Genomic DNA, 11708 nt, shown 5'->3' with positions numbered 1-11708 from the left:
ATTAGTTCAAAACAAATTTAGTTGTGCTGCCTGTTTGGGTTCCCCTGACTTCCAATCTGGCATCGATTCGTTCCTTCAGCTCAGGCACATGCGAAATAATGCCGACGAGACGGCCGCTGCTTTGAATTTCCAGCAAGGATTCCACGGCCTGATCCAATGATTCCGGATCGAGTGTTCCAAATCCTTCGTCGATAAACATCGTTTCGAGTGAGATGCCTCCTGCATTTTGCTGTACAACCGCAGCTAAGCCAAGCGCCAGTGAAAGGGATGCTTTGAAGCTCTCTCCGCCGGATAAGGTTTTGACATGGCGCTCCATACCCGTATACTGGTCGAATACAGATAATTCAAGGCCGCTCTGAATATTTTTCCGAGTTGGATCAACTTTGCGGATCAAACTGTACCGGCCACTCGTCATTTTTGTCAGGCGTTCATTCGCCTCTAACAAAATATCATCCAAAAAGCTCGTCAATACGAATCTTTCAAAGGTAATGCGGAATGGATTTTGCCCTTTGGAGATTTCATATAAATGGCCGATTTGTCTATATTGGTTCTGCAGCTCGTCCTGTTTAAGAATGCCGGAAGACAGCTTTCCATTAATCCGCAGATTATTCGCAAGCAGAATGGCAAGATCATTTACTTTTCTCCGATAATCCGCATTCAAGTCTTGAGCAGCTTGTAACTGCGCTTTAATTTCCTCGATATCCGGCATGGCAACGTTCGAAAGCTTCTTCTCCATCTCAGCCAGCAATGATGCGATGCGCTGCATCTCCCGGTTATAGGCGTCTATTGCAGCCTGCATGCCATTTAGCTCCTCTTCCGTCCGCTTGGCTGAATCATACATGGCATATGTTTGGAATCCTTGCTTTTCCATCTCTGTTTTGAACAACGCCCGCTGTTCATTAAGCTCGGTTTCCATCATCCCTATATTCCGCTCCTCTGCTTCAAGCGTACTTTTCACCTTGGCTTCTTCCTGAAGCAGTTTTTGCCATTCTCCTTGAGCCTGTTCAAGCTGTTGTTGCAATTTGTTTTTCAGCTCTTCTGCTTTACGGAGGGCCTGCTCATAAGAGGCATATGAGCGAAGATATTCCGGCACTCTTTCCTTCATTGACTGCAATCTGGTTTCTAGTTGAATATGTTTTTCTTTTTGTTTTGATTCCTTTTCTTGCAGTTCTTCGACTGTTTTCTGCAGCTGTCTATCTATCTCGAATTTTTTTTCAAATGCTTCCTTCAATGCAGGCAATTGTTCAATCTGCTGTTCAAGCTGTTTCAATTTATCTGTTGAAGCGGCCAGCCCGTCCTCCAACTGCTGTTTAACCTCATCCCCCTCAAGATGAAGTTTGCGGACGATGGCTTGCAGTTTCTCTTCGTCTTTATGGCAATTACCCCTTAATGTTTGCAATTCGAGCGCCATGCGGTCATATTCTCTAAGCGCCTTCTGCAGCAGCTCCGTTTGCTCGTCTTTCTTCCTTTTGAATCGATCATACATTTCCTGGGTTACGTCACCGCCATGATGGCGGGCAGGATTCGGATGATCCTTTGAACCGCATACGGCACAGCTCTCTCCAGCGCGGAGATGGGATGCAAGCAAGACTGCATGGGAAGCGAATAATTGTTCCTGCAAATGGTCAAGTTGTTGAGCGCTCTCTTGCTCCTTGTTTTTTTGAACAGTTATTAGCTCTTCTTTTTCTTTCAATTGTTCCTGCAAGATCTTAATATTGTCGATTTGCTGTTCGATTTGCTTCGACAATTCTGCGCCTTCCTCTAGTTGTTCCGCCATATGTTTTTCCTGTGCGTAAAGCATATCCGCCTTTTCACAGCCGGCTATTTGTGCTTTAAGCCTTTCAAGCTCCTCATGCAAGTCTTTCAACTTTTGCTGCTGGATCGATAATGCTTGGGCGTTTTTTTTCCATTCCTCGCTTTGCATGCGGGTTTCCTCTTCCAATTGAGTAAAGGCCAATACATCCTTTTTCATTTCCTGAAGGTTTACCCATTCATTCGCTGCTCGTTCACGGTCTTCTTTTTTTGATTCCTCCGCTTTGTACCGTTCATGGGCAGACACAACGGCCAACTTTGCGTGCTCCGCCCGTGCCTTTAGGGCTTCAATTTGTTTTTTTGATTCATTCACTCTTTTGCCAATGCGAATATAAGATTGTTCTTGTTTTTCCAGAGTGGATGCCTTCTGCGCCCATTTGATGCTTTCCTGATCCTTATTCATTTGTTCCTGCTGGTTCGCCAACTGCTCTTTGGCCTCGGACAGCTGCTCTTTTTCTTTGAACATGGAAACAATCTGGTTCGCTTTAAACAGCTGTTCATTGATCGCTTTTTCTTTGTTTTCCGCTTCTTTTTGGCGGATTTTCAGATCGTCCAGCCGGCTTTCCGTCCGTTCAATGTCTTTTTTCAGCCTTGACAGGGTCTCCTTGGAAGTGCCGGCCGGATTTTCCTCCTGTTCGCTTGCCTGCTCGAACCACCGTATATCCTCTATACAAGAAGACAGTTCAAGCTGAATTTTCTCCTCTTCTTTTTTCAGAAAAGAACTTTTTTCTTTTAATTTTTCTTCCATTCTTTTATACATTTGGGTATGGAAAAGTTTCTGGAGTATGCTTTCTTTTTCCTTGCTTTCCGAGGTTAACAATTTTTTGAATTCGCCTTGGGGAATCATCAAAATTTGCTTGAACTGGACAGCATCCAATCCGATTATGTCCTTGATTTTTTCATCGACATCCCGCACATTTGCTGCTAAAAGTTCCTTTACACCGTCTTTCACTTCAAACAATTCAGCCCTTGCATTGATTGTCGTGAAGCCTTCGCCCGATTTTTTTTGTTTTTCCTGCATAGGGCTTCTCCAAATATGATAGGTGCGTTCCCGCAACTGAAAAGTTAAAGAAACCTCCGTCATAATAGAACTGTCGGCAAAATGGCTGCGCATATCAGGTGCGCTGCGGTCATCGCCGCTTGCTTTTCCAAATATGGCAAACGAGATGCCATCAAAAATGGTCGTTTTCCCAGCTCCAGTCTTTCCCGAAATAACAAACATATTGCGGTTTTCCAATTGGGTGAAATCAATGATTTCTTTGCCTGCATAGGGTCCGAAAGCCTGAAGGACAAGTTTTTGCGGTCTCATTTAATAATCGCCCTCTCTTTTTACTTCTTCTATAACCGATGCAACCAATTTTCTTTTCTCTTCATCGAATTCCCTGTCGGTCATCTGTTCATAAAAATTTTCAAAAAGCTGCAGCTCGGACATATTTCTATCTTTTTTTACAGTAAAGCTTTTTTTATTCTTTTGATCGGAGAGATCCCATTTCCGTTCCAAATGCATGACACGGGGATAAACTTGCCGCAGTTTATGGATCGGATCGATAATCGACCCGTGATCAAGCAACGTCACTTTCAGGTAATCTTCACGCTTTTGGGAAGAGTAAAAGGCTGGATCCAGCAACTCATCAAAATATCCTTTCAGCTCTCGCATATCGTATTGAGGCACCAATGGCACTTTCTTGACGTTCATGGTATGGTCCTCTTCAATCGTCACGATATTCACTGACTTCTGTTGGGCAGATTCAGAAAATGAGTATTTAAGGATCGATCCTGCATAATAGATAGAAGGATCGTTAATTGCGTCAGGACTGTGCAGATGGCCCAATGCCGTATACGTAAACGGCTTGAATAGCTCTCTGGAAACAGTGCCTGTTCCTCCTACTGACAATGTACGTTCTGAGTCGGAGACTTCTCCGCCCGCGACAAATGCATGGCCAACAAAAACATTTGGTTGGCTGGGATCCAGATTCTTCATAATGCCCTCTATAATGGCTTCCATTGCCGTATGATGGGAAACAATATGTTCATTTCCCGTAATCTGCTTGACCACGCCTGGCTCCGCAAAAGGCACGCAATAGAAATTCACGCCCTTAATATGGATAGGTTTGATCTCTTCTTCCATTTTTCCACTAATAAATAGCTGACTGTGTTTATACCAGGAAGTACCGAAAGATAAACGCTCGGCACTATCATGGTTTCCTGAAATCGCCACAATAGGGATACCCATTTCAATATTCATTTTAAAAAGAATTTCATCAAGTAGATTGACCGCTTCTGTCGGCGGGACAGAACGATCATATAAATCGCCTGCAATCACAATTGCGTCCGGCTTTTCTTCTTCTACAATCCGCAGGAATTGATTGAGTATATAACGCTGGTCCTCCGTCATGTAGATGCCATGGACTATTTTCCCCAAATGCCAATCGGCCGTATGGATGAACTTCATCTATTTGCCCCCCTCGATCATTCATAATTCTATCCTTCATTATAGCAGAAGATGATAGATTACAGAATGTACGTTCCTAATTGCCAGTTAAAAATCAGGGCCTTTAGAGATGGAAACATAAAAAAAGCTGCCTGATTTCGCCCATCCGAAGGCGAAAAAAGACAGCCATTGCATTAAAATAAATGTTCATATATACCGATATCGATACGGTTCTGCTTCAGTTTTTTCCGCAGAAACTTATGGTCACGCTTTGGCGTAGCCAAAATATAACCTCTGATGATATGGTCTTCCTCTATGCTGGCGGCTTTTTCTTCCAATGCCAGCTCACCGATTTTCCCAGCGATTTTTTGCCGGGCAACATCACGAAACAGCTCCGGTACAGGGCTGACAAGATCGTTGAGCAGCTCCCGCGCGTCCTGTGTCCACAAATCCCGGGTTTCCTTCACATAGTATTCTTCCCAGTCCATATCTGATAAACCATCATTTTTCGGCAATCTCTTTAGGAACTTTCGGAACATAAAAAAACCGCCGATTCCCATCATGCCGGCAAGGACCACCACCCATAGCAGGATAAACCATAAAAACCACCCATCCAGCATTCTTACACCCCCGGTCGTCATCTATGTATCTCTTATTTTACTATATCCCGATTGATAGGTATACTTAATTTGCCAAAAAAGGCAATAAAGAGAAAGAAGCTTCTGTTACAGGACCAAGTTGAAAACTATTGTCACTGCGCGTAATTATTTGTATAATTAAAAGCGTTGTTGCTTGGGGTTGGAAGAGTAGCTGGTGCGCTCCATGATCTTCAAAATCACCTGAGAGGCGCGTGTCGTCTTTGGTGGGTTCGATTCCCACACAGCCCCGCCAATACCTTTGCATACAGTAACATTGTTATCGCTGCGAATTTTCAACCCCTATCCATCACTAGTTGAGCCACATCGATTCTAACTAGCATTTGATCTTCTGCATATGCTTTCAATTCTCGCTCATCTTGACAAGTGGAAATCATAACGCCCGTTAAAATGGAATAAAACTCTGGCCTTTCTTAAAAAGGCTTTTTGTGTTGGAACAAATATAAAAAAGCACCCGTTTAAGGTGCTTTGATTGGTTCTGATTGTGACAGGAACTGTACTTCCCTGTGCATTTTTTTGTATTGAACGTACATGGCAACCCTCCAAGGCACAATCATGCCAAAAGCGAGAATCCAGAACATTCCACTCAATTGCCCTACGTCTATCGATTTGCTCAGCATCAATTTTGCCACTAAGCGAATTAATACTAAACCTATTAATATGAAAACAAACGCTTTTGATCTCTTCATGAAGATTTCATTATTAACAATCTCAAATTTAGATGTTTTAATCAAAAACAACGAGAAGAGCATACCAACCAGCAATGCCTCCAGGATTTCCGGACCTGTTACCCGAAAAAACGGAAATATGAACATAAGCGCTCCAGTACTCATAAAAATCGGGGGCAAGATGATCTTTTTACTGCTCACCGGTTTCTTGGATGCTTTCATGCGCACCACCATCACTGAAACAGCCATTAAAATAGCGACCACTGTCGATATATATATCAAAATGATCCACACTCCTATCATCGCCAAACAAAATATACGCTTATAATCCCCATCCGATTACTTTTTCCCACCAGTTGGAGATTTATATAATACCCTTACATCTTACCACATTTTTCTGAAAAAACCAAAAAACCTGACACGGTTGCCAGGTCCTTCTACAATTACAATAAGATCCGATTAATCGCTTCAGATACCCTTACTTCGTCAAATGGTTTCACAATGAAATCCTTCGCCCCTGCCTCAATTGCTTCGACAACCATCTTCTGTTGCCCCATGGCAGAACACATAATAATTTTGGCGTGGGGGAACTCCCGCTTAATTTCTTTAACAGCTTCCAAACCGCTCATTTCCGGCATGGTAATATCCATCGTCACTAAATCAGGAAGGCATTCCCGATATAGTTCAACCGCTTGTTTGCCATTCTCCGCTTCACCGACAATTTCATGCTGTGCCTTCATTAATATATTCGATAATGTCATCCTCATAAATTTCGCGTCATCAACTATGAGTATCCTAGCCACTTTTAATCCTCCCTGCTAAAAAACAATAAAGTGAAACTGTGACCTATGGGGTTCATTCATCCCCCACTGATCATTCATTGAACCAATCAGATTCATACTGGCACTTGCCCTACCACTTCACGTACCTTTTATTTAGGCAACAGTTGAATGAAAAGTCTTAACGCCAGTTTTAGAATGAAGTATATACAAGAAAAATCCTACTTTTCTACTATCATCTCTTAATAATATACGACATTGTTTACAAAAGCTAGGATAAAATACCAATTTTTCGAATTCTGAAGATATTCAAACACATGGACGCAGTCAATTAAAAACCTTTCCAGCCATTAAAAATTTTATTCACAAAAAAAGAAGAGATATAGTTCATCATATCGAAGTATAGAAAAATACCCATGATAATCATGATGTAGCCGCCGATTTTAACAATCTTGACATTATGCTTTTTAATCCATTTCATACGTCCAATAAAGAAAGAAAGAATGAAAAACGGAATGGCAAAACCTAAAACATAAGCTACCATATAAATGATGGCATCTTCACTGTTATCCACCGCCATCGCTAGGACGGACGTCAAGATTGGACCAGTACAGGGCGTCCATCCAAGTGAAAAGGCCAATCCAATCAGCACCGTTCCAAAATAGCCGCTTGGCCTATTTTTGAAAGATAGCTTATGCTCCTTCATCATAAATTTCGGTTGAAAGACACCAATGATCACCAAACCGAAAAAGACAATCAGAATTCCACCAATCTGGCGGATGACATTTTCATAACTGCGTAAAAAATGGCCAATGAATGAAGTACCGAAGCCAAGCAAAATAAATACAAATGAAAAGCCCACTAAAAAAAACAAGGTATGTAGAATACTTCTTCTCTTGAGCATGGCATTATCGGATTTTAATTCAGCGACACTCATCCCAGTAATATAGGAAAGAAACGCAGGATAGATAGGCAATGAACACGGAGATACGAAACTTAGAAATCCAGCTCCGAAAGCCCAAAACAAATTTAAGCCAGCCAATTTTCCCCCTCCTTTTTAAACAACTTACTCCTATATTAACAAATTAAGGGTTTTTAGGATAATCATTCATTTATGTATATTCTATGACAATAGTAATGTTTAATCTTATAATAAACTTTTTATTTGAATTAATTACCATAAAAAGATATACTAGGGTAAATTACATAATTTGTTAGTTAAAAAGGCCCACTATTGAACCTTTTTCAAGAAAGGAACTATTCCTGTGTCAAAAAACGAACTTCTGCAACTTATTGAAACAAAGCGCAAAGAACTTGTGAACATCGCTTCCAAGTATGGGTTGACAGCTTCTGCAACCTTGCAGCATAGCCAAGAGCTGGATTGTTTGTTAAACCAATACGAACAGTTTTTCTTGAGCAAAAGTATTTAAATCTTTATAGCCCTTCTAAATTCATAGACAAAACAAACCGTTCAGGATTTCTTTTGCCATTCAAAAATTCTCCTGCTATCCTTTGATGATGAAGTCCGCTTTATGAAAAGGCTTTATTTGATTCAGATAGTAATCTTCTCCCTTCCAATACCTTCTGCGAAACTTCTCAACTTTAACCTGCACTTCTTCTTTTTCTCTTAAAAACCGTTCCGTTCGAGGACAATCCACATAAAACATATAATCAAAACAGTCACTCCATTCCGTCCTTTGCAAAAAAATGCCTTCAATCAAGACGATACACTTTTTTGGCAATTCATGGTTTACCATTTCGATTTCATCTAATTCAGCTCGGTAATGCGGGAGAACCAAATTTGTTTCTGTCTTAAGCGATTGGAACAAATGCTTCCGCAACCAATCCGCATTCCATTGCAATTGGTAATATTCATACCATTCCTCGTAACCTGTATGGTAACGCTCCTTTTTAACTGTAATGAAGTCGTCGATATGGAACAGATAAACTTGCTTGTTTGATTGCGCTAGAAGGCTTGCCACTTCAGAAGCGATTGTTGTTTTACCTGAACGGCTCAACCCATCCAACCCAACAATAAATCTACTTTCCTTTTCAAAAGACATGATCGTTTTATATACCATTTCACCATTACGGCTCGTTGTCTTCTCCTCCCTTAAACGCGTTATAATGAAAGAACCCGCCTATTATGGTGGCAGGTTCTTGATGTATCTGTTATTTTCCTGATGCCGTTCCTGTCTCTTCAATTGGAATTTGAACCAATTGGCCGGAGCCTGTGGCTTTAGGCATCTTTCCATCCCATTTTTCAATCCATTTATTTTGGATTACTTCTTTAGAGATTGATTTTTTTATGATTTCATTGTAATCGGCGATCCCTTTAGCTTCGATGGTTTTCTTTTCAGCCTCAGCTTTGGCGATTTTCAATTCAATTTGTTTTCTTTCGAGTTCCTGCGCAGCTTCCACACGTTTATTGATGGCAGCCTGTGTAGATTCATCCGGTTTCGGTACGCCAAGCGTCATATTATCGACTTGGAAGCCCAACTTTCCGATATCATCCATAAAAACATTTTTTACATCGACGGCTGCATCGGAAGATTTTTCACCATACGTATCAATGACAGAATATTTGGAAATTGCTTTTCTTCCTGCATCCCATAATCTTGTTCTGAGATAAGATTCTTCGATAGACTCAACTTCGACAGGGCCAAATTTATTAAACACATCCACCACCTTATCAGGCTGGATGCTATAAGAAAAAGCAAAATCGATCGTAACATTCTTTCCGTCTGAAGTCGCAACTTGGATATCTTTATAATTTACTGTCTGCATCCTGATCGGATAAATAGTCACTTTATCAAATAAGCCAACCAAATGCCAACCTTGGCTTAGAGTATCGTTCTGTACACCGCCGTTTGGACTATAGACTACACCAACGTATCCATTAGGAATTTTCTGGATAAACAATGAAGTGATTCCAATTGCTGCCACTAGAGCGACTGCTATGATGACAGCGCCCACAATTCTTCGATTATTATTTTTTTTCATGGGTGTTACGTTCTCCATCTTCTTCCTCCTCTGCTTTCCCTTTTAATTTCTCGGCAGTCTCCCCTATTTTTGTAAATGAGGGGGACAACATTACCCAAACCCCTGCAGCGATTAAAAGGATGACGATCACGGAACCGATCCACACCTTCATATCAATTCCTCCTTTCAAGCTGAAAACTACGCAATTCCATCTTTGTAAATGTATGGAATCTATACTACATATACGTTCAACCGTGAAAAAAGTTTCAAAATTATTGTTTTTTGATTTTTCCAAGGGCCAATTTCATAAAGACGTGTAAAAAAGCCATGAAATTAATCCATTTCATTGGCTTATCATGTGTTTTTTATTCAAAAAATTCTGTAAGCACCTTTTCAATCAGTTGATCCTGATTTTCAGGTAATGTGGCGGCACAATAATCCTTTAATATTTTTTGGGCATTTCTTTTCGTCAGCATTCGCTGATTCTCACAATAATGGGCAATCATCACAGCATTCGGCATCCCATTATACGAATAATCATCTTTGCTGCGTTTGAGAGAATGAACTTTTTCGAGAACAGCCAATAACCGGTCTCCCTGTAGACCCGAGTAATAAGCTCCTTCAATGGCCGCTCTCATTTTCCGCAATAGCTCCATCGCTTTCATTTCATCGAAAAACATAACAAAAGCATCTGTAAGTGCGGCCTTTCTATATCCTTCATATTTTAAGTGAACAAAAGATTTTGCTGCAATAAATCTGACAACATCAGGCAGTTCATCATATAAGTTGACCCATTTATCAGAAATGGAAATGCAATTAGGGGCTATTTTTTCTTTCCACGCCCCGTGTTTATGTATCCGCACTATACAGTGCTCCATCCCCATTTTACTTTTCAATTGATCCATATCCTTATGCAAAGGATGATGAAATCTAGCTGTTAAAACTGCCATAACAATCCCCTTCCACATTTGTTCAAATAGTGTATCACAAATGGTATTACTGGCAGGTTTCAATAAGGTTACAATTGAAAGATAAGGCTGAGGATGCATACGTCCTTACAGTTGTTCTAGTCTAATATTTCTTCAGGCTTATTTATCTTATGTTGACCAAAGGGGAGCAGAATTTTCGCCCCAAAAACTACCAAGACACAAATCATGTCTTTTCAAATTTATCATCCTTTTGATTTACTATATTTTAGTAACTTAAACAACATTTATTTATGCACTCTCTTTATTTACCTAGGATAGAGACTATTTTTTGGTACAAAAAAAGACAGCTACCTTTTGTAGCCATCTCGCATGTTTTATTTTTTTATTTTTTGAACAATCACTTTTACTTCATTTAATTTATTTCCTTTTACCAATGATGCTAAATCTGTAAAAGATTGCTTTTCCTCATTATTTACAAGCTTGTCTGCTTGCAGTTGAATTACACCAGAATGTTCTTCTAAGCGATCAGCAGGCAGTTCTCCATTCTTTTCTGTTAACTCAATGTAGCGTTCTGCTTCAGAAATAGCTATTTCACGAAACGATTGCTGCCACTTTTCACTTGATTGATCGTTTACATCAATTGTTTTATAATCTTGTTGTTGCTTTTCTACTTCAACTTTATATGAGTTAGCTTTATCTAAGCCAGTTTGAGCTACACCTTTTTGAGTATATGCAATAAATGAATGTGCTTTTAACGTTCCATAGTCCTCTCCCTCTGGAGCATGGATATATAAATGAATGGAATCTAATTTCTTATCTTTATATTTATCCATAACTTCTTCAGTTATAGCATTAAAATCCTTCTTATTTGCCTTAGTAGTAACACGAATTTCCCTTTGCTCAGTTTTTGTAAACTTTGTATCTTTAACTATTTCATACTTTACTTGTTTTGATGCAGGCTTAGAATCTTCTCCACCACAAGCTGATAAAACTAAGATAGTACCTAAAAATAATCCAATTAACAATTTTTTCATTTCAAAGCTTTCCTCCCAAATATATAAATAGTCCAATCATTAACGATACCATATAAATACGATAAATAGTATTTTATACCATCCTTTCATCGAAAAATTCTGCCTTACTACATAATTTTACGTTATTCTATTTGCGCTACTCTAACCATAAAACATTCCCTTTTTGATACCTATTTAATTCAAACGTAGTTACGCTCTCTGGGTTCGTTAGTCCACTTTTATTGATTAAAAATTCTAATGTTTACTTTGGTTTTTGGCCTTTTATTCTTCATAGTTTTAGGTGTAAACCCCTTAGCTTCACCATAATAAAGATATTCTCCTTTTAACAACATAAAAAGACCGCCCCTTACTGAAGTTTTCTCAGAAAAAGACGGTCTGATCATAGATTAACCATTTTGACTTAAATATCACAAGAAA

General features: G+C 39.8%; 12 protein-coding genes and 1 tRNA gene. 2 read left to right on the top strand and 11 right to left on the bottom strand.

Going from position 1 to position 11708, the window contains the following annotated elements; genetic code table 11:
- Position 1: 1 nt before the first annotated feature.
- From BN1765_RS09490 to BN1765_RS09480, 3 genes are all read right to left on the bottom strand, one after another.
- Positions 2–3121, bottom strand: coding sequence for an AAA family ATPase (locus BN1765_RS09490; RefSeq protein ID WP_050614895.1), 3120 nt, complete (start codon positions 3119–3121; stop codon positions 2–4).
- Complete coding sequence (locus tag BN1765_RS09485; protein WP_050614894.1) at positions 3122–4264, bottom strand: exonuclease SbcCD subunit D; 1143 nt, start codon at positions 4262–4264, stop codon at positions 3122–3124.
- Between the two features lie 173 nt (positions 4265–4437).
- Entirely contained in the window at positions 4438–4863 is a 426-nt protein-coding gene (locus tag BN1765_RS09480) for a DUF2621 domain-containing protein (RefSeq protein WP_050616731.1), read from the bottom strand.
- Positions 4864–5037: 174 nt separating this feature from the next.
- Here BN1765_RS09480 and BN1765_RS09475 point away from each other — a divergent pair.
- Positions 5038–5134: transfer RNA gene (locus BN1765_RS09475), tRNA-Sec, on the top strand.
- Between the two features lie 223 nt (positions 5135–5357).
- Here the strand turns inward: BN1765_RS09475 and BN1765_RS09470 are convergent.
- The 3 genes from BN1765_RS09470 to BN1765_RS09460 all read right to left on the bottom strand — a co-directional run bounded on the left by BN1765_RS09470 (position 5358) and on the right by BN1765_RS09460 (position 7388).
- On the bottom strand, positions 5358–5870 hold the full coding sequence (locus BN1765_RS09470) for a CcdC family protein (RefSeq protein ID WP_147554252.1): 513 nt from the start codon (positions 5868–5870) through the stop codon (positions 5358–5360).
- Between the two features lie 140 nt (positions 5871–6010).
- On the bottom strand, positions 6011–6370 hold the full coding sequence (locus BN1765_RS09465) for a response regulator (RefSeq protein WP_050614893.1): 360 nt from the start codon (positions 6368–6370) through the stop codon (positions 6011–6013).
- A gap of 307 nt (positions 6371–6677) precedes the next feature.
- A complete protein-coding gene (locus tag BN1765_RS09460) occupies positions 6678–7388 on the bottom strand; it encodes a cytochrome c biogenesis CcdA family protein (protein WP_050614892.1) in 711 nt (236 codons plus the stop codon).
- Between the two features lie 223 nt (positions 7389–7611).
- Here BN1765_RS09460 and BN1765_RS19520 point away from each other — a divergent pair, with 223 nt between their 5' ends.
- A complete protein-coding gene (locus BN1765_RS19520) occupies positions 7612–7776 on the top strand; it encodes an aspartyl-phosphate phosphatase Spo0E family protein (protein WP_075050794.1) in 165 nt (54 codons plus the stop codon).
- Between the two features lie 75 nt (positions 7777–7851).
- Here BN1765_RS19520 and BN1765_RS09455 read toward each other — a convergent pair whose 3' ends face one another.
- From BN1765_RS09455 to BN1765_RS09440, 5 genes are all read right to left on the bottom strand, one after another.
- Positions 7852–8427, bottom strand: coding sequence for a kinase (locus BN1765_RS09455; protein WP_050614891.1), 576 nt, complete (start codon positions 8425–8427; stop codon positions 7852–7854).
- Between the two features lie 91 nt (positions 8428–8518).
- The gene (locus BN1765_RS09450) at positions 8519–9367 is read right to left on the bottom strand and encodes a prohibitin family protein (protein ID WP_050614890.1); all 849 of its coding nucleotides are present in this window, start codon (positions 9365–9367) and stop codon (positions 8519–8521) included.
- Positions 9336–9500, bottom strand: a complete 165-nt coding sequence (locus BN1765_RS20250) for a hypothetical protein (RefSeq protein WP_187119435.1) — start codon at positions 9498–9500, stop codon at positions 9336–9338. The genes BN1765_RS09450 and BN1765_RS20250 overlap by 32 nt, the downstream gene beginning before the upstream one ends.
- A 193-nt stretch (positions 9501–9693) precedes the next feature.
- Positions 9694–10278 (bottom strand): hypothetical protein, encoded by a 585-nt coding sequence (locus BN1765_RS09445; protein WP_050614889.1) that lies wholly within the window; start codon positions 10276–10278, stop codon positions 9694–9696.
- A 353-nt stretch (positions 10279–10631) separates the two neighbouring features.
- Complete coding sequence (locus tag BN1765_RS09440; RefSeq protein ID WP_050614888.1) at positions 10632–11291, bottom strand: hypothetical protein; 660 nt, start codon at positions 11289–11291, stop codon at positions 10632–10634.
- Positions 11292–11708 lie beyond the last annotated feature (417 nt).

This window comes from Bacillus testis (assembly GCF_001243895.1).
In the GTDB taxonomy this organism is placed as follows: domain Bacteria; phylum Bacillota; class Bacilli; order Bacillales; family DSM-1321; genus Bacillus_AD; species Bacillus_AD testis.
The sequence above is the reverse complement of the archived record's forward strand: the minus strand, read 5'-3'. Positions and strand labels throughout refer to the sequence as shown.